The following is an 18115-nucleotide window of genomic DNA, read 5'->3' on the forward strand; positions in this document are numbered from 1 at the left end:
TTCGAACTGATCGATTCGCCTTACAGGAGCCAGCCCGTGCCCGTTGCCCCCGACCCTTCGCCCGCGTTTGCCGAGTACAGCCATCCCGACCGGTTGGTCTCGAGCGAATGGCTGTCGGCAAACCTCGGTACGCCGGGACTGAAAGTGGTCGAGTCCGACGAGGATGTCCTGCTCTACGACATCGGGCACATTCCCGGCTCCGTGAAGATCGACTGGCACCTCGATCTCAACGATCCGGTCACGCGCGATTACATCGACGGCGAGGCCTTTGCAGACCTGATGAACCGCAAGGGCATCAGTCGTGACGACACCGTCGTCATCTACGGCGACAAGAGCAACTGGTGGGCCGCGTACGCACTGTGGGTGTTCACCTTGTTCGGACATGAGGACGTCCGCCTGCTCGACGGCGGCCGCGACGCCTGGATCGCCGAAAACCGCGACACCTCGTTCGACGTCCCGTATGCCACGTCCACCGACTATCCCGTGGTGGAGCGCAACGACGCCTCGATCCGCGCGTTCAAGGACGACGTTCTCTCACACCTCGGTACCGGTCCGCTGATCGACGTGCGGTCACCGCAGGAGTACACCGGCGAACGCACCCACATGCCTGACTACCCGGAGGAAGGCGCGTTGCGCGGCGGACACATTCCCAGCGCACGCAGCATTCCTTGGGCAAAGGCCGCAGCACCGGACAGCCGTTTCCGCACTCGCGCAGAACTCGACGAGATCTACGGCGATCTGTCCCGCGAGGACAAGATCGTGGCGTACTGCCGCATCGGTGAGCGTTCGAGCCACACATGGTTCGTCTTGACTCACTTGCTCGGTTACCCCGACGTCCGCAACTACGACGGCTCGTGGACCGAATGGGGCAATGCCGTTCGTGTCCCCATCGCTATCGGCGAAGAGCCCGGCGACGCTCCCCTCGAGGTTTCGGCATGAGTTCTCTACCACCAGCATTGGCCGAGATCGTCGAGGATTTCGCGGCCGTCGGCACGTCCGACAAACTGACACTGCTCCTCGAATTCAGCCGCGAACTTCCGCCGTTACCTCCCGAGCTCGAGCAGAGCGCGATGGAGCCGGTTCCGGAATGCCAGTCACCGCTGTTCCTTTCGGTCGACGATTCCGATCGTGCCAAGGTACGGCTCTATTTCAGCGCTCCGGCCGAGGCCCCGACCACTCGTGGTTTCGCGTCGATCCTGGCGCAGGGCCTCGACGGGCACAGTGCCGACGAGATCCTCGCTGTTCCCGACGACTTCTATTCGGAACTCGGCCTGGCTGCAGCAGTCAGCCCGCTGCGACTGCGCGGCATGTCCGCAATGCTCGCTCGCATCAAGCGTCGCTTGCGGGGCTGAGAGAGACATGGAATTCACCGAACTTGCCGACTACGCGATTCCGAGCGGATCGCTGATCGAATGGTTACCGTGCGCAACCGGTCCGTGGACGCCTGATCCGCGGCCCGCGTCGTACATTCACGAGGCCCACCTGCAACGCTCTTCCGCCGGCTCCGGCGACAAGTCGTGGCTGGGTACAGCTTTCGAAATTCCCGGCTCCCTGGACGTCGACGCATTTCGAATTGCGTTGCGGCAGTGGATCGATCGCCATGAGGTCTTGCGCTCACATACGGCACTCGACACCTCGACCGGCGAGATCACTCGGCACACCGTGCCGATCGGCGGCATCGACATCGGAGTTGTCAACCACGGTTACGACGCGCCGAGCCAGGTCAACTTCGAGCACCTTCACAGACTGTTCGACGATTTTGCCTCCCCCCACAGTTGGCCGTCGTACGTGTTCGCAACACTCACGCCTCGTGGCGGCGACGGCCCGTCCACGGTGTTCTTTGCTGCGGACCACTCGATCATCGACGGCTTCTCGATCGTCCTGATCGCGCACGAGATCACTTCGCTGTACCGCGAAGCACTGACGGGCAATCCGGCCAACCTGTTCCCGGTCGGTAGTTACGTCGATTTCGGGACCCTCGAACGCGAACACATGTCCGACCAGGAAACCGAAGACGCAGCTCTCGAGGTCTGGAGCAAGGCGCTCGCCGACGGCGGCCTACCGCAGTTTCCACTGCCGATCGGAGATCGTGGCACCGAGTCCCAGAACGGACTGTCGATGTGGCTGCTCGACTCCGATCACTCCAAGCGCTTCAGTGCGCGCGCCGCTGAGGCCGGAGTCGGCTACTTCGCCGGTTTACTGGGCGCGCTTGCCGCCGTCGGCCATGACGTTGCCGGCGCCGACCGCTTCCAGATCGTGACTCCGGTCCACACTCGCTCCGCCCAGGAATGGGCCGGCGCTCTCGGCTGGTTCGTGGGCTTGTGTCCGATCGATTTCGAGGTCGGCGACGACACCTCGTTCGACACTCTCGCGCGGCGAGCCGCCGAGTCCCTCACCGCGATGAAGCCTGCTGCGGCCATCCCCTTCGATCGGATCGGTGAGAAACTCGGAACTCCGATCCGGCCACGATTCGTGGTGTCCTACATGGATGTTCGCTTTGTACCCGAGGCCGCGCAGTGGCCGGAGTGGAATGCGCGCGCGCTGCGCAGCAAGGCATTCACCCACGACGTGTACATCTGGATCAATCGCACACCGACGGGCCTCAATCTCGCCGTGCGATACCCCAACAACGACACCGCCAACGCTTCGGTGCACACCTATGTAGCTGCGCTGCGTCGCGCGATCGAGGCAGCTGCGACCGAAACCGACGACAACCCGCCCACAACGGACAGTTCGAGCTACTCGCCAGTAGCTTTTCAGACCGTTTCATGAGTCGTACCGGGCTATTCCGATCCGGTTACAACCTGCATCGCAGCCATGAATACACTCCGAAGCGATGCCAGTAATCCACCGATGGTGAAATCCCAGAGGAATACACCGCGGAGATAAAGACAATGCGAACCACAGGAGGCTCAGTGCCCAGTCATGCCAGCGCGCACATTACGAAGGTGCTTGTCGCGAACCGCGGTGAGATCGCGGTACGGGTCATTCGGGCAGCCAAGGACGCCGGCTACGGCAGCGTCGCTGTCTACGCCGAACCCGACGCCGACGCTCAGTTCGTAAAGCTCGCAGACGAGGCATTCGCCCTCGGTGGACAGACGTCCGCCGAGTCCTACCTCGTATTCGACAAGATCCTCGACGCCGCCCGTAAGTCCGGCGCCGACGCAATCCACCCCGGCTACGGCTTCCTCTCGGAGAACGCCGACTTCGCCCAGGCCGTCATCGACGCGAACCTGATCTGGATCGGCCCGTCGCCGCAGTCCATCCGCGACCTCGGTGACAAGGTCACGGCCCGCCACATCGCCGAGCGCGCAAAGGCTCCGATGGCAGCCGGCACCAAGGACCCCGTCAAGAACGCCGACGAGATCATCGCGTTCGCCAAGGAGTTCGGCGTTCCGGTCGCCATCAAGGCAGCTTTCGGCGGCGGTGGACGCGGCATGAAGGTCGCCCAGACCATCGAAGAAATCCCCGAACTGTTCGAGTCGGCTACTCGTGAGGCCATCGCAGCGTTCGGTCGCGGCGAGTGCTTCGTCGAGCAGTACCTCGACAAGGCACGCCACGTCGAAGCTCAGGTCATCGCCGACCAGCACGGCAACGTCGTCGTCGCGGGTACCCGTGACTGCTCACTGCAGCGTCGTTTCCAGAAGCTCGTCGAAGAAGCTCCGGCACCGTTCCTGACGGACGACCAGCGCGCACGTATCCACGCCTCCGCGAAGGCTATCTGCAAGGAAGCCGGCTACTACGGCGCCGGCACGGTCGAGTACCTGGTCCAGGGCGACACCGTCTCCTTCCTCGAGGTCAACACGCGCCTGCAGGTCGAGCACCCCGTCACCGAAGAGACCGCCGGTATCGACCTGGTGCGTCAGCAGTTCCTCATCGCCAACGGCGAAGAGCTTTCCATCAAGGAAGATCCCACCCCGCGTGGACACTCCTTCGAGTTCCGTATCAACGGTGAAGACGCCGGCCGCGGCTTCATGCCGGCTCCGGGCCCCGTCACCGTTTACCGTGAGCCCGCGGGCCCCGGCGTGCGCGTCGACTCCGGCGTTGTTGCCGGCGACGTCATCGGCGGCCAGTTCGACTCCATGCTCGCCAAGCTCATCGTCACCGGTGCAACGCGTGAAGAAGCTCTGCAGCGTGCGTCGCGTGCGTTGGCCGAGTTCGAGATCGACGGCCTCGCAACGGTTCTGCCGTTCCACCGCCACATTGTCGAGAACCCGGCATTCGTCGGCGACGGCACTTCGTTCGATATCTACACCAAGTGGATCGAAACGGACTGGGAAAACACCATCGAGCCGTGGGCCGGCGCCGGCACCCCGGCAGACGACGAGGACGAGGCTCTGCCGCGTCAGAACGTCGTCGTCGAGGTCGGTGGACGTCGCGTCGAGGTTTCCCTGCCCGGTCAGTTCTCACTCGGTAACGGCGGCGGCGCACCTTCCGGTGCCATCCGCAAGAAGCCGAAGGCACGCAAGCGCGGCGGCGCCGGCGCAGGCGCAGCATCCGGTGACGCCGTCACCGCTCCGATGCAGGGCACCGTCGTCAAGGTCGCTGTCATCGAAGGCCAGGAAGTTGCCGAAGGCGACCTCATCGCAGTCCTCGAGGCCATGAAGATGGAAAACCCGGTCAACGCACACAAGGCCGGCATCGTCACCGGTCTGACTGTCGAAGCCGGTGCTGCCATCACTCAGGGCACGGTTCTCGCAGAACTGAAGTAAAAGAATTCACACTGTGCGCCCTGTCGGTAGTCAATGAACTACCGGCGGGGCGCACAGTCGTTTCCGGCCAGTAGTCTGTAACTCATGGCTGACGTTCCCGACATTCGTATCGGTACCACCGAACGCGAGCAAGCACTCTCGCTACTGAGCGAGCACTTTGCCGCCGGACGCCTCACCGTCTCGGAATTCGACGAGCGCAGCGGAATCGTCACGGCTGCAACAACTCGCAGCGAACTCGTACCGGTCTTCGCCGACCTACCGGGGAACTATCAGGCGCCGGGAACAGCTCCGATGTCGACGGTTCCACCCACCTCGCCGCCGGCACGAGAGTTCAGTCCCGACTGGTCGGGCCGCATAATGGCCGTCATCCCGATTCTGGCAGTCATCTTGTTCTTCGTGACCGGGACGTGGCTGTGGTTCCTGGCCATTCCGTTGGCCGGCGCGCTCCTGTTCGGAACTGACCGAGAACGCAAGAAGAACCGCCGCAGGTCTCGAGATGACGGGAACACGTAACCAATGGATCCGATCGAGATCAATGCCGGTGGTTGGTACCTCCGCGCCCTACGCGCCGACGAGCGTGTGGACGACCGGCCGGCCCTGGCCGACGGTGGGATCACCGACCCCGGTTACGTCGGCCTCCGGGCATCTCAGTGGGCTGAGAACAGCGTCTACTCGTGGGCAGTGTGCCAGCCGAATACCGGAGAACTCCTCGCGGAGGTACTTCTCGCACCTGAAGGCGGCACGGGCATTCTCAGCGGTTGGGCGAGAGCCGGCCACGACCAAGCCCTCGCCACCGCCTCCGCTGCCGTCACGCGCTTCGCCGAAGGCGCCCTCGAACTGACTGTGACTCACGCGTGAAAAACAACCGATACTGGCCACTCGCCATCGCTGTGGTCATTGCCTTGATCATGCTGTTCTCCCCCGGTTCGACGGTGCCGTCGGGACCGGAAAACAGCGACAAGGTCACGCACACGTTGATGTTCGTCGTCCTGGCGATGACATCACTGCATGCCCGAATCCCGTGGTGGCTCACGGCGCTCTGGCTGATCGCCTTTGCCGCGGTATCCGAAGTCCTGCAGGGTGTGCTGCCGATTTCACGGTCGGGTTCGGTCTGGGACGGCGCGGCCGATCTGGTCGGTATCGCGATCGGAATCGGGATAGTTTCCCTGCTCGCTCGGCGGCGCGCTCGCACCCCGGCGAGCTAACCGATCAGGTTCTCCCGCAACCGAGTCTGTGTGTGCTCGTCGATCTTGAGTCCGTCCGTGAAATAGGCGTCGATGGAACCGTGCACCGATGCAAGTTCGTCGAGTGACGCCTCGAGGTACTCGCGGCGCACACCCAGAACCCCTTCGAGGAGTGACGGATCGCCGCCCTGAGCGGCAAACCGCTCGAAGAGTGGCGCGAACATCGGGAGCAGGATCGTGTTGGTCAGCAGGTAGTCCTCGAACACCGCGTCTTCCGAGACGCCGAGGAACAGCAGGAGGGCGGCGGCCGCCCACCCGGTTCGGTCTTTGCCGGTCGTGCAGTGGATCAGTGCCGGCGCGCTGGTCGGTTGCGCCAAATCCACGAACAGTTGCCGGTACGACGAGACAGCACTGGGTAGCGTCACGAAATCGCGGTAGCTGCCCTGAAAATACTCGAGTGCCTGACCGGTTCCCAGCAGTTCGGTAGCTGCTCGAGGGTTGGCGATCATCTCCTGCATCTGAGCCGGAATGGCCCGATATTCCTTGTCCGCCAATACGTCCAGGCCGAGGTCGCGAATTCCGGCAGGAATCCGGTCGGGCGCAGTTTCACGCTCGGACGCGGTGCGCAGGTCGTAAATCGTGGTGATGGCCAGCTCCGCCAACGTCTGCTCGCCCGCCCCTGTCAGCGAAGCAAGGTCCGTCGAGCGGAACACCGCACCGGTTCGTACCGAACCGCCGAACCGCGACTCCGGTCCCCCGATATCGCGCAGGTTCGCCAGGGACGGCACGACGGATGGCAATTTCGGAGTATCAGTCATGTCTACGAAGATACCGACCGACAACGAACAAGAAGATCTAGATGGTTGATCTTCTGTAATTGCTGCGCTACCGCACCGAAACATGTTCAGGTAATGCTGTGGTCATGCCTGCCTGGAATTCCAGTGGTCTCGATGCATTCAACGCCCTCGCGGATCAGTCTGCGCTGAAGGCGCTGCTCGAATGCTGCCATTCCTCGGCTTGGGCGTCGGCCGTGGCAGCCGCCCGTCCCTACCCGAATATCGACGTCTTGTTCGATACTGCGGATTCCGTGCTGCGTGGTCTCCCCGAATCCGAGATCGACAAGGCACTGGCGGGGCATCCGCGTATCGGTGAGCGCACCGACAGCGCATCCTCGACCATGGAGCAGACGCTCGTGTCTACGGCATCCGAACAGGTGCTGGCCCAGTTGCGCATCAAGAATGCGGAGTACGAGGAAAAGTTCTCGCACGTCTATCTGGTGTGCGCGAGTGGCCGGTCGGGGTCGGAGCTCCTGAACATACTTCTCGAGCGTCTCGAAAACGACCCCGCCACCGAGCGTTCCGTGCTACGAACAGAGTTAGCTGCAATCAATCGCATCAGACTCACCCGTCTGATCGACGCGCTACCGGGAGAGACCCCATGAGCAAGGTATTGAGCACGCACGTTCTCGATTCCACCACCGGCAAGCCGGCAGCGGGAGTCGGCGTCCAACTGTGTGTCGCAGACGGAGCGCCCATTTCACGTGGCTACACCGACTCCGACGGGCGGATAGCCGAACTTGCCCCCGACGGCCTGACACCGGGCAACTATCACCTGATCTTCGACACCGGAGCATATTTCGAGCAGACCGGACAAGAAAATTTCTACCCGGAAGTGAGTGTCACCTTCCGGATCAACGACACGGCACGCGGCTATCACGTCCCACTGCTGCTGTCGCCTTTTGCATATTCCACCTACCGCGGGAGCTGAAAACTACTGTGAGCAAACAGAACCCGACCGCGGCGCCGCTCTCCGGATCGATCGAACTCACCGGACACCAGTACGGCAAGGCCGAGAATCGTGTCGTCCGAATTTACCGCGACAGACCCCGCCACGAAATTCATGATGTAAACGTCTCCACGTGCCTCCGAGGCGATTTCGCCGACGCGTACCTCACCGGCAACCAATCCACGGTGCTCCCCACCGACTCCCAGAAGCAAACGGCGTACGCCTACGCCAAGGAGAAGGGCCTGATCTCGATCGAGTCGTACGGGCTCGAACTTGCCGCCCATTTTGTCGACGACATCGAACCCGTCACCGGTGCCCGGATCGAGATCGAGGAATACGCGTGGGAGCGAGCGATTGTCGACGGTACCGAGCACGATCACACCTGGGTCCGTAAGGGCCAGGAAGTGCGGACCGCGTCGATCACCCAGGACGACACCGGAACGTGGGTGATCGGAGGCTTGAAAGACCTGGTGTTGCTCAAGTCGAGTGGCAGCGAGTTCACCGGGTTCCTTCAGGATCCGTACACGGTTCTCGAACCTACCGAGGACCGTGTCCTGGCCACCGCTTTGGTCGCGCAGTGGCGGTTCGTCGGGACCGACGTCGACTGGGAGTCGGTCTACGCGGGCATCAAGGCTACGATTGTGATGCAATTTGCGACAGTTCACTCACTTGCGTTGCAGCAGACACTGTTCCAGATCGGCAGGGCAATCCTGGAGGAGTTCCCGATCATTGCCGAGGTCCGCCTCTCTGCACCCAACAAACACCATTTCGACTACGCTCTGGAACGTTTCGGGGTCGAGAACAACAACGAGGTCTTTCAGGCCGCAGATCGCCCGTACGGGCTGATCCAGGCGGCGGTCAGTCGCTCGGACGCACCGGATGCCGGTCCTTCGTGGACACCATTTTCAGGCTGGCTGTCATGACCGACTACGTCGTCAAGGACGCCCACATCGCCACAATCGACGGCGCGGGTACCGAGTTCACCAACGGATACGTGGCAGTGGCCGGTAACACGATCACCGCGCTCGGCGCTGGACCTGCACCGGCGTTTCCCGGAGCGACAGTCATCGATGCCCGCGGATGCCTGATCACACCGGGACTGGTCAACACCCACCACCATCTGTACCAGTGGATCACTCGCGGTTTGGCTGCCGATTCGACGCTCTTCGAGTGGCTGACCACTCTGTATCCCGTCTGGGCGGGCATAGACGCGGACGCCGTACACACTGCCGCGACGGGCGGTCTCGCATGGTTGGCAAAGACGGGGTGCACCACCACCACGGATCACCACTACGTAGTTCCGCGCGACGCTGGAGACGTGTTCGAAGCGGAGATCACCGCCGCAGCACAAGTCGGCCTGCGGTTCCATCCGACGCGCGGATCGATGGACCTCGGACAGAGTTCAGGCGGATTGCCACCCGATCACGTCGTGGAAAAACTCGACGACGTCCTGACCGGAACCCAGGCCGTCATCGATCGCTGGCACGACCCTAGTCCCGGATCGATGCTCCAGATCGCTGTGGCGCCCTGCTCCCCGTTCTCGGTCACGGAGGCTCTACTGCGCGAGTCTGCGATAGTGGCCCGTACTGCCGGGGTCCGGATGCACACTCACCTCGCGGAAACAGTTGACGAGTTGGAGTTCTGCCGCGAACAGTTCGGCTGCACACCGATGGAGTACGTGGAACGCGTCGGATGGCTGGGGCCGGACGTGTGGTTTGCGCACGCCGTCCATCTCGACGACGCCGCAATCGAGATGATGTCGCGCACGGGAACCGCTGCGGCACATTGTCCGACGTCCAATGCTCGACTCGGCGCCGGCATTGCCCGCACGCAGGAACTTCTCAGTGCCGGTGTCACTATCGGACTGGGGGTCGACGGCGCAGCCAGTAACGAGGCGTGCAGTCTCGTCGAGGAATCACGCCATGCCCTCCTGTTCGCCCGGTCACGCGGCGGCCCGCAGGCGATGACGGTCCGGAAAGCACTGGAGCTCGGGACCATCAGCGGCGCACGGGTTCTCGGCCGCGACAATGAGATCGGATCACTCGAGGTGGGCAAGTTGGCGGATCTCGCAGTGTGGAATCTGACTACGATCGCTCACGCCGGAATCACCGACCCGGTGGCGGCATTGGTACTGGGCTCCACACCGCCACTGAAACTGTTGATGGTGAACGGCGAGGTTGTGGTGGCCGATGATCGGGTTACCACGGTCGACGAGGACGTCGTCGCATCGGACGTCGCTCGCGCTCACCTCGCGCTGGTGCGAAAGGCCGGGTGACCTCGCGGTGGACCTGCACACAATCGATCATGTTCTGGTTCCCCGGACCCGGGTGGACCTTCCGGCGCCCTCGGCGGGGATCGGATTCATCGGCGGCGGTACGTGGTTGTACTCCGAGCCACAACCCCAGCTGAGCGCACTCGTCGACCTTGCCGGGCTCGGCTGGGAGTCGATCACCGTCACCGATCGTGGACTCGAGATTGCGGCCACGTGCACGATCGAGGAGTTGTGCCGCGCCCACCTACCGGCCCAATTCCGAGCGGCATCACTGTTCCAGAACTGCGCCGACGCGTTGCTCGCATCCTGGAAAGTGTTGCGGTACGCCACAGTCGGCGGAAATCTCGCGCTCGCCTTTCCCGCCGGCGCCATGACGACGATGGCCGCGACACTCGAAGGCGATCTGACGATCTGGAGAACTGACGGGAGCGAGTATCGAATACCGATTACAGATTTTGTGATCGACAACGGCATCAACGCGCTCGGCGTCGGCGAGATCATTCGCAGTATCGCCCTTCCCGCACACGCATTGTCAGCCCGCACTGCTATTCGCAAGGTCGCACCCACAGTGCTCGGGCGGTCGTCTGTTCTGATTGCCGGACGAAGGGGCACAGACGGTTTCACCCTCGCTGTCACGGCATCTACCCGGAGGCCGTACGTGCTGCGGTTTACCGAACACCCGAACGCGACGGACGTGGCTGACGCACTTCGTCGTCAGATTCCGGCCGACACTTACTTCACGGACATCCACGGCAGTGCATCCTGGCGTTGCGCGATGACGGCACTACTCGCTGAAGAGGTCCGGGAGGAACTGACATGAAGTACTCCGTGGACGGGGTAGCCCACGACGACGAACCCCGCCCGGGCCAGTGCCTGCGAACGTTTCTGCGTGAACACGGCACCACTTCCGTCAAGAAGGGTTGCGACGCCGGAGACTGCGGCGCCTGTTCGGTGCTGGTGGACGGCCGGCCCACCCATTCCTGCATCTTCCCCGCACATCGGATCGGTGGACATTCGATAGTCACTGCGGCCGGTCTCGGGACCCCGGAAAATTTACATCCGACGCAACAAGCGTTTGTCGACGCCGGAGGATTCCAATGCGGTTTCTGCACGGCCGGAATGGTGGTGACCGCATCTGCGTTCACCTCCGAGCACCTGGAGAACTTACCGCAGTCGATGAAGGGTAACCTCTGCCGCTGCACGGGGTATCGCTCGATTCGCGACGCACTTGCGGGCACGAACAACATCGAGAGCGCTGATAACCAGGCAGCACCGGGACGTTCCATCGCAGCGCCGGCCTCAGCCCGGATCGTCACGGGAAATGAACCCTTCACCTTGGATTTGCGTGACATCCCCGCCGGCCTCCTACATGCCGCGGTACTCGGCAGCCCGCATTCCCATGCCTACATCTGCGGGATCAACACGGCTGCAGCATGTTCCGCACCGGGCGTCGTAGCAGTATTGACCTACCTCGACAGCCCCGACGTTCTCTTCTCGACAGCCCGGCACGAGGATCGGACCGACGATCCGGACGACACCCGCGTCTTCGACCGCACCGTGCGATTCATCGGTCAGCGAGTTGCTGCAGTGATCGCCGAGTCAGCCCGAGACGCCGAGCGCGCGCTGGCACTGATCGAGGTCGACTTCGAGATACGCGCGGCAGTTTTCGACCCGACAGACGCACGCTCCCCCACGGCGCCGCTCCTGCACGCCGACAAAGACGCCGTCTCCCGGATTGCCGATGTGCAACGCAATGTTGTTGCGGCACTACACGAGGGTGTCGGCGATATCGAGGAAGCCCTGGCCGGATCTGCCGCCGTCGTCGAAGGCACCTGGAAGACGGCGCGGGTCCAGCACGTAGCGATGGAAACCCACGGATCAGTAGGCTGGCTCGATTCGGACGGCCGACTGGTCATCCGCAGCAGCACGCAGGTGCCGTTCCTCGTGCGCGACGAGCTGGCCCATATCTTCGATCTCGATCGGTTGAAGGTCCGGGTGTTCGCTATGCGGGTCGGCGGCGGATTCGGCGGCAAACAGGAAATGTTGACGGAGGACCTTGTTGCCCTGGCTGTACTCCGAACCGGGCGGCCCGTTCAATACGAGTTCAGCCGAAGCGACCAGTTCACGATCGCGCCGTCGAGGCACCCGATGCAGGTATCGGTTCGTGTCGGGGCCGACGCATCCGGGCAGCTGAAGGCTCTCGCAATCGACGTCCTCTCCGACGCCGGAGCATACGGAAATCACTCGGTGGGTGTGATGTTCCACAGCTGCACCGAATCGATTGCTGTGTATCGGTGTCAGAACAAGCGTGTCGACGCCGAAGCCGTGTACACGAACAACGTGCCGTCGGGTGCGTTTCGCGGCTACGGCCTGGGGCAAGTCATCTTTGCCGTTGAATCGGCGATGGATCAACTCGCCCGCGAACTCGGTATCGATCCCTTCGAGTTTCGTCGTCGCAACGTCGTGGTTCCGGGAGACGATTTTGTGGACTGGCACGTCGAGGACGGTGATCTCGAGTTCGGCAGCTACGGCCTCGATCAATGTCTGGACTTGGTCGAGACTGCACTTTCGAGCGGGCGTGGGACAGCGCCAGAGCCAGGATCACCGTGGAAAACCGGTCGGGGCATGGCAATTGCCATGATCGCCACGATCCCGCCGCGCGGCCACGTCGCCGACACCACCGTGACACTCGAATCCGATGGCCGGTACGTGGTGCGAATCGGCACGGCCGAATTCGGGAACGGAACAACCACAGTTCATCAGCAGATTGCCGCCACCGAACTTCGGACGAGTGTCGATCGCATCGTGATCGTTCAATCCGATACCGATACCGGAGGACACGACACCGGCGCATTCGGATCGACCGGTACCGTCGTAGCGGGCAAAGCACTGTTGATCGCGTGTGAACGCCTCCGCGACCGGATACTCGCACGCGCACAAGCTATCTGCCCCGGCCTGGCAGCACTCGCCGCAGACGGAGTCGACGTCGGAGACCGCCGCATCGATTTCTCGACGATACTCGAGAGTGGTCCGCTCTCGGCCGACGGCCGTCACGACGGAACCCCCCGCTCGGTCTCGTTCAATGTCCACGGTTTTCATGTCGCGGTCGATACCGCGACGGGCCGGGTGGTCATTCTGCAATCGGTCCAGGCCGCTGATGCCGGAACCGTGCTGAACCCCGCTCAATTGCGCGGGCAGGTGGAAGGTGGTGTGGGACAGGCTCTCGGCGCCGCACTGTTCGAGGAGGTCGTCATCGAACAGGGTCTCGTGGTCAATCCCACGCTGCGGAATTACCATATTCCACAGTTGGCGGATCTCCCGAACACCGAAGTCCTCTTTGCCGATACCTACGACAAGTTGGGGCCCTTCGGCGCCAAATCGATGAGCGAGGCTCCGTTCAATCCGGTAGCACCAGCGCTGGCCAATGCGATCGCGGATGCCTGCGGCGCAAGGATGTACGCCGTACCGATGACACCGGACCGGGTCTGGCGGAAACTCAGCGATTGACTCGGATCAGAACTCTTTCCAGGGCGTCGACCGCCGCGTCCAGCTCACCGATCGTCACGGTCAACGGTGGACGGAATCTGATGCCTCGAACTCCGGTCGGGAGGATGATCACACGTTCGCCTTCCCACAATCGGGAAACAACGCGGTCACGTAATTCCTTGCTGTTCAGGGTGATCGCGCACATCAGACCGCGTCCACGAGGTTCGGCGACGTAGTCGAACCTTCCACACAATTCCCTGAGCCGATCGAGCAGGTGCGCGCCGGTAAACCGGGCACGATCGATCAAACGATCCCGTTCGATGATTTCGAGGATTCGACGGGCTCTCACCATGTCCGTCAGGTTGCCACCCCAGGTCGAGTTGATTCGCGAACTGACGTGAAACACGTTGTCCGGCACCTCGTCTACCCGGCCGCCGGCCATTATTCCACACACTTGAGTCTTCTTACCGAAGGCCACGACGTCCGGCTCCAACCCCAATTGCTGGTAAGCCCAGGCAGTTCCGGTAAGCCCACACCCGGTCTGGACCTCGTCGAGAACGAACAGCGCGTCGTTCTCCCGGCACAGTTTTTGCATCGCCTGCAGAAACTCCGGCCGAAGGTGATGGTCGCCGCCTTCACCTTGGATCGGTTCGGCGATGAAACAAGCTATGTCACCGACATTTTCGGAGAATGCACGCCGCGCCTGCTCGAGGCTCGAACGCTCCGCAGATGCCACATCTTGCCCCTCGGCGAGATACGGCGAAGTGATCCGCGGCCAGTCGAACTTGGGGAACCTCGCCACCTTGCCCGGTTCGGTGTTGGTCAGCGACATCGTGTATCCGCTGCGCCCATGGAACGCTTCGGTCAGGTGCAGGACCTTGGCCCCCAAATCCGTTGACAGCCCAGCAGTTTCGTTGACTCTACTCTTCCAGTCGAACGCCACCTTGAGCGCATTTTCGACGGCGAGAGCTCCGCCGTCCACAAAAAACAGATGCGGGAGAGCCGGATCCCCCAAAACTCGAACGAACGTGTCGACGAACCGAGCCATCGGCACACTGTAGACATCGGAATTGCTCGGCTTGTTGGATGCGGCCACCGCCAACTCACGTTGAAACTTCTCGTCGGCAGCAATGCCCGGATGATTCATTCCGAGGGCCGACGAACCGAAGAAACCGAACATGTCCAAGTATTCGGTTCCGGTGCGCAGATCCACCAGATACACACCGTGCGAACGTTCGAGGTCGAGAACAAGATCGAACCCGTCCGTGAGAATACTGGCGTTCAACACGTCGAACACCGGAAACTCGGTACTGCCGCCCACGCCCTGCATCGCGGTACTCATACGCTCACGATATGTCCATGTTCCGTCAAAGTCGATGATGGGCAGGAAAATTTACTACGACTGCGGCTATTCGTCGTAAAAAGTTTGTAGAATGATCGTACTTCGGGTTCCGACGTTTGCGACTGTCCGAATCTCCTGCAACAGCGATTCAAGCGCCCGCGGTGATGCGACTCGGACGAGAAGCACGTAACTGTCGTCGCCGGCCACCGAGTGGCACGCCACCACCGCCGGCAGACGCCGCAGGCGCGCCGGCGCATCGTCGGGCTGAGAAGGATCGAGAGGGGTGATGGCCACAAATGCCGCCAAGTTCTGACCGACAGACTCGGGATCTACCTTCGCTGAGTAGCCGCGGATCACCTTGCGAGACTCGAGCCGACGCACTCTCGACTGCACCGCTGAGATCGAAAGACCAGCCTTCTCGGCAAGAGCCGACAAAGTGGCACGTCCGTCCGAAGCCAGTTCTCGGATCAGCACCCTGTCCGTGTCGTCGATCGGAACAGCAGAATTCTCACTTTGCTCTATTTCACCCACCCGCGCACATTAACGTAACAAGGGGTGCACATGACTGATTCATGGCAGTTGCGTTCCCGTTTTGCGGCCCAACTCGGACACATGTACGGAAGTGAAGTTCCCGCATACAACACTCTCGTCGATGTAACAAGGCAGGTCAATCGCGACTTCGTTGCCTCCCACCCCGACCGGGAGAACGTGGGCAGCCTCAGCCGAGTGAGCGCAGAACGACACGGAGCGATCCGGTTGGGGACTCTCGACGAACTGCGGGACGCGGCAGTTCTCTTCGGCGGATTCGGAATGTCGCCGGTCGGGTACTACGACTTGCGGATCGCAGATCCTCCGGTCCCCGTGGTATCGACAGCTTTCCGTCCCATCGATCCGACTGAACTCGCGCACAACCCATTTCGGGTTTTCACATCCGTACTGGCAATCGAAGACCAACGCTTCTTCGACACCGATCTCCAGCGCCGAATCGCTGCCTACCTTCGCAGACGCACCCTGTTCTCCCCTGAACTTCTTCGCGTGGCCCGGGCCGCACACAGCGACGGAGGTTTGCCGGAGCCGCACGCGACACAGTTCGTCGACGCCGCGACACGTGCCTTCCGTCTCGGAACCGAACCGATCGACGCGTCGTGGTTCCGCGAACTCGCCCGCATCTCACCCGTGGCCGCCGATATTGCCGGGCAAGAAACAACACACATCAACCACCTCACCCCGCGAGTACTCGATATCGACGAGTTGTACCGACGCATGACCGCCCGCGGCATCACCATGATCGACCGAATCCAAGGACCACCGCGGTGGAAAGGACCGCCACTTCTGCTGCGGCAAACGTCGTTTCGGGCACTGGACGAGATCCGCCGCTTCCGGGAGGCCGACGGATCGATCACCGACGGGCCCGTCCGAGTGCGTTTCGGTGAGGTAGAAGCACGCGGCATCGCGCTGACGCACAAAGGGCGAGATATCTACGACTCCCTGATCGGTTGCACCGAAACTGCGTTGTGGGAGAACACATTTCCCACTACCGAGGACGGCCTTGCCGACGCCGATCTGGCGTACTTCACGTACCGTCGCGAGGGTTCGACGCTGGTACGTGAGCCCATTGTGTACGAGGACTTCCTACCGGCTTCCGCGGCTGGGATCTTTGCGTCCAACCTTGACTCGGCGTCCGAATTCGTTTCCGATGCGCTCAGCGCCGATTACGGGCAGGATCAACTCGAGGGCGCAATCGAACGATCGATACTCGATCCGTTCGAGTTGTACCGAGAGCAACAGGACGCCTCCCGTGCCGATCAAAGGAGTGACCCGTGATCCTTCCCGATCCGTCCGCCCTCGCCGAGCGCGCACAATCAGCGCTCTCCCGATGCGGAGCCGACTGGCCGACCGGCAATCTCAGCGCGCGCACTCCCGTGACGGGAACCGAACTTCGTACCGTCGCCCAGCAATCCGTCAGTGACGTCGACGACGCGGTTTCTGCTGCGCATCAGGCATTTCTGGCCTGGCGCACGGTTCCGGCCCCGACTCGGGGGGCGGTGGTACGGCAACTCGGCCAACTCTTGAGTGAACACAAGGCCGACCTTGCCGAGATCGTCACACTCGAGGCCGGCAAGGTCACGTCGGAAGCGCTCGGCGAAGTGCAGGAAATGATCGATATCTGCGAATTCGCCGTTGGTCTTTCGCGCCAACTGTACGGACGGACAATGCCTTCGGAGCGGCCTGGCCACCGACTGATGGAGACCTGGCACCCCCTTGGCGTTGTCGGTGTCATCTCCGCCTTCAACTTCCCGGTGGCGGTGTGGTCCTGGAACACGGCTATCGCTCTGGTGTGCGGCGACGCGATTGTCTGGAAGCCTTCCGAAACCACACCGCTCACGGCGCTGGCATGCCACGCTCTCTTACGACGTGCCCTTGCAGAATGCGGTGCTCCGGCAGAGATCCACCAACTGGTCATCGGCGGACGAGAGATCGGCCAACGCCTGGTTGACAACGTGCAGGTCGCTCTCGTGAGCGCCACCGGCTCAGTCCGGATGGGACGCGAGGTCGCGCCGCGGATTGCGGCGAGGTTCGGGCGCAGTCTACTCGAACTGGGCGGAAACAACGGGGCGATCGTCACCCCGTCGGCGGATCTCGACCTCGCTGTCCGCGGGATCGTTTTCTCAGCCGCCGGAACTGCGGGCCAACGGTGTACGTCGTTGCGCCGGTTGATCGTTCACGAGTCGATAGCGGACGGTCTGATCGATCGAATTTCTGCTGCCTACGCGCAACTGCGGGTGGGCAGCCCGTTCGACGATGGCGTCCTGGTCGGCCCGCTGATCAACGAGGCTGCTTTCGACTCCATGGACAAGGCTCTGAAGTCGGTGCGCGCCGAAGGTGGAACGGTCGTGTGTGGCGGTGAGCGCGTCGGAGATACGGGTTACTACGTGACTCCTGCGCTGGTGCGAATGCCGGCACAGAGCGCGGTGGTTCGAGCCGAGACCTTCGCCCCGATCCTGTACGTACTGACCTATCGCGAATTCGACGACGCCATCAGACTCCACAACGAAGTACCACAAGGACTTTCATCATCGATCTTTACGCTTGATCAGCGTGAAGCCGAACGGTTTCTGGCGGTCGACGGTTCCGATTGCGGAATCGCCAACGTCAACATCGGGACTTCGGGAGCCGAAATCGGCGGTGCCTTCGGCGGTGAGAAAGAAACCGGCGGTGGGCGTGAGTCCGGATCCGATTCATGGAAGGCTTACATGCGCCGCGCCACCAATACCGTCAACTACTCGAATCAGCTACCACTGGCTCAGGGAGTCGAGTTCGGATAACTCGCCAG

At 62.2% G+C, this 18115-nt stretch carries 18 protein-coding genes; 15 read left to right on the plus strand and 3 right to left on the minus strand.

Annotated features, from left to right (window positions below):
* Positions 1-36 precede the first annotated feature (36 nt).
* The 7 genes from MTX36_RS09290 to MTX36_RS09320 all read left to right on the plus strand — a co-directional run bounded on the left by MTX36_RS09290 (position 37) and on the right by MTX36_RS09320 (position 5917).
* Entirely contained in the window at positions 37-939 is a 903-nt protein-coding gene (locus MTX36_RS09290; RefSeq protein WP_243619420.1) for a sulfurtransferase, read from the plus strand.
* Entirely contained in the window at positions 936-1352 is a 417-nt protein-coding gene (locus MTX36_RS09295; RefSeq protein WP_094272064.1) for a SufE family protein, read from the plus strand. The genes MTX36_RS09290 and MTX36_RS09295 overlap by 4 nt, the downstream gene beginning before the upstream one ends.
* A 7-nt stretch (positions 1353-1359) precedes the next feature.
* On the plus strand, positions 1360-2772 hold the full coding sequence (locus tag MTX36_RS09300) for a condensation domain-containing protein (RefSeq protein ID WP_243619421.1): 1413 nt from the start codon (positions 1360-1362) through the stop codon (positions 2770-2772).
* Positions 2773-2915: 143 nt separating this feature from the next.
* A complete protein-coding gene (locus MTX36_RS09305) occupies positions 2916-4712 on the plus strand; it encodes an acetyl/propionyl/methylcrotonyl-CoA carboxylase subunit alpha (RefSeq protein WP_243619422.1) in 1797 nt (598 codons plus the stop codon).
* Between the two features lie 84 nt (positions 4713-4796).
* On the plus strand, positions 4797-5225 hold the full coding sequence (locus tag MTX36_RS09310) for a DUF1707 domain-containing protein (RefSeq protein ID WP_243619423.1): 429 nt from the start codon (positions 4797-4799) through the stop codon (positions 5223-5225).
* 3 nt (positions 5226-5228) lie between these two features.
* Entirely contained in the window at positions 5229-5570 is a 342-nt protein-coding gene (locus tag MTX36_RS09315) for a hypothetical protein (RefSeq protein ID WP_243619424.1), read from the plus strand.
* Positions 5567-5917, plus strand: a complete 351-nt coding sequence (locus MTX36_RS09320; RefSeq protein WP_243619425.1) for a VanZ family protein — start codon at positions 5567-5569, stop codon at positions 5915-5917. Before MTX36_RS09315 ends, MTX36_RS09320 begins: the two co-directional genes overlap by 4 nt.
* Here MTX36_RS09320 and MTX36_RS09325 read toward each other — a convergent pair.
* Positions 5914-6714 carry a tyrosine-protein phosphatase gene (locus tag MTX36_RS09325; RefSeq protein WP_243619426.1) on the minus strand — a complete coding sequence of 267 codons (801 nt, stop codon included), beginning with the start codon at positions 6712-6714 and terminating at the stop codon, positions 5914-5916. The genes MTX36_RS09320 and MTX36_RS09325 overlap by 4 nt on opposite strands.
* A 104-nt stretch (positions 6715-6818) precedes the next feature.
* Here MTX36_RS09325 and uraD point away from each other — a divergent pair, with 104 nt between their 5' ends.
* Genes uraD through MTX36_RS09355 form a run of 6 tightly spaced genes read left to right on the plus strand, consistent with a single transcriptional unit; the run spans position 6819 to position 13460 of the window.
* Positions 6819-7337: a 2-oxo-4-hydroxy-4-carboxy-5-ureidoimidazoline decarboxylase gene (gene uraD / locus MTX36_RS09330; RefSeq protein WP_243619427.1), complete on the plus strand. Its 519-nt coding sequence runs from the start codon at positions 6819-6821 to the stop codon at positions 7335-7337.
* On the plus strand, positions 7334-7663 hold the full coding sequence (gene uraH, locus MTX36_RS09335) for a hydroxyisourate hydrolase (protein ID WP_243619428.1): 330 nt from the start codon (positions 7334-7336) through the stop codon (positions 7661-7663). Before uraD ends, uraH begins: the two co-directional genes overlap by 4 nt.
* Before the next feature lie 8 nt (positions 7664-7671).
* Positions 7672-8604 carry a factor-independent urate hydroxylase gene (gene pucL / locus MTX36_RS09340; RefSeq protein WP_243619429.1) on the plus strand — a complete coding sequence of 311 codons (933 nt, stop codon included), beginning with the start codon at positions 7672-7674 and terminating at the stop codon, positions 8602-8604.
* Positions 8601-9956: an 8-oxoguanine deaminase gene (locus MTX36_RS09345; protein ID WP_243619430.1), complete on the plus strand. Its 1356-nt coding sequence runs from the start codon at positions 8601-8603 to the stop codon at positions 9954-9956. Before pucL ends, MTX36_RS09345 begins: the two co-directional genes overlap by 4 nt.
* Positions 9957-9963: 7 nt before the next feature.
* Positions 9964-10773, plus strand: a complete 810-nt coding sequence (locus MTX36_RS09350) for an FAD binding domain-containing protein (RefSeq protein ID WP_243619431.1) — start codon at positions 9964-9966, stop codon at positions 10771-10773.
* A complete protein-coding gene (locus tag MTX36_RS09355) occupies positions 10770-13460 on the plus strand; it encodes a molybdopterin-dependent oxidoreductase (RefSeq protein WP_243619432.1) in 2691 nt (896 codons plus the stop codon). Before MTX36_RS09350 ends, MTX36_RS09355 begins: the two co-directional genes overlap by 4 nt.
* Here MTX36_RS09355 and lat read toward each other — a convergent pair.
* Positions 13450-14781 (minus strand): L-lysine 6-transaminase, encoded by a 1332-nt coding sequence (gene lat, locus MTX36_RS09360; RefSeq protein ID WP_243619433.1) that lies wholly within the window; start codon positions 14779-14781, stop codon positions 13450-13452. The genes MTX36_RS09355 and lat overlap by 11 nt on opposite strands.
* Positions 14782-14847: 66 nt before the next feature.
* Positions 14848-15312: an Lrp/AsnC family transcriptional regulator gene (locus tag MTX36_RS09365; RefSeq protein ID WP_243619434.1), complete on the minus strand. Its 465-nt coding sequence runs from the start codon at positions 15310-15312 to the stop codon at positions 14848-14850.
* A 30-nt stretch (positions 15313-15342) separates the two neighbouring features.
* Between MTX36_RS09365 and MTX36_RS09370 the strand changes: the two genes are divergently transcribed.
* A complete protein-coding gene (locus MTX36_RS09370) occupies positions 15343-16605 on the plus strand; it encodes a VOC family protein (RefSeq protein ID WP_243619435.1) in 1263 nt (420 codons plus the stop codon).
* Positions 16602-18107, plus strand: a complete 1506-nt coding sequence (locus MTX36_RS09375) for an aldehyde dehydrogenase family protein (RefSeq protein WP_243619436.1) — start codon at positions 16602-16604, stop codon at positions 18105-18107. Before MTX36_RS09370 ends, MTX36_RS09375 begins: the two co-directional genes overlap by 4 nt.
* The last annotated feature ends 8 nt before the right edge of the window (positions 18108-18115 follow it).

The organism is Rhodococcus sp. ARC_M6 (genome assembly GCF_022810305.1).
Lineage (GTDB): Bacteria > Actinomycetota > Actinomycetes > Mycobacteriales > Mycobacteriaceae > Rhodococcus_F.

Excerpts from the sequence above, each read along its gene's own strand:
- MTX36_RS09295 (WP_094272064.1), top strand. The coding sequence starts at position 936 with ATGAGTTCTCTACCACCAGCATTGGCCGAGATCGTCGAGGATTTCGCG.
- MTX36_RS09300 (WP_243619421.1), top strand. The coding sequence starts at position 1,360 with ATGGAATTCACCGAACTTGCCGACTACGCGATTCCGAGCGGATCGCTG.
- MTX36_RS09310 (WP_243619423.1), top strand. The coding sequence starts at position 4,797 with ATGGCTGACGTTCCCGACATTCGTATCGGTACCACCGAACGCGAGCAA.
- MTX36_RS09315 (WP_243619424.1), top strand. The coding sequence starts at position 5,229 with ATGGATCCGATCGAGATCAATGCCGGTGGTTGGTACCTCCGCGCCCTA.
- MTX36_RS09325 (WP_243619426.1), bottom strand. The coding sequence starts at position 6,714 with ATGACTGATACTCCGAAATTGCCATCCGTCGTGCCGTCCCTGGCGAAC.
- uraD (WP_243619427.1), top strand. The coding sequence starts at position 6,819 with ATGCCTGCCTGGAATTCCAGTGGTCTCGATGCATTCAACGCCCTCGCG.
- uraH (WP_243619428.1), top strand. The coding sequence starts at position 7,334 with ATGAGCAAGGTATTGAGCACGCACGTTCTCGATTCCACCACCGGCAAG.
- MTX36_RS09345 (WP_243619430.1), top strand. The coding sequence starts at position 8,601 with ATGACCGACTACGTCGTCAAGGACGCCCACATCGCCACAATCGACGGC.
- MTX36_RS09355 (WP_243619432.1), top strand. The coding sequence starts at position 10,770 with ATGAAGTACTCCGTGGACGGGGTAGCCCACGACGACGAACCCCGCCCG.
- lat (WP_243619433.1), bottom strand. The coding sequence starts at position 14,781 with ATGAGTACCGCGATGCAGGGCGTGGGCGGCAGTACCGAGTTTCCGGTG.
- MTX36_RS09370 (WP_243619435.1), top strand. The coding sequence starts at position 15,343 with ATGACTGATTCATGGCAGTTGCGTTCCCGTTTTGCGGCCCAACTCGGA.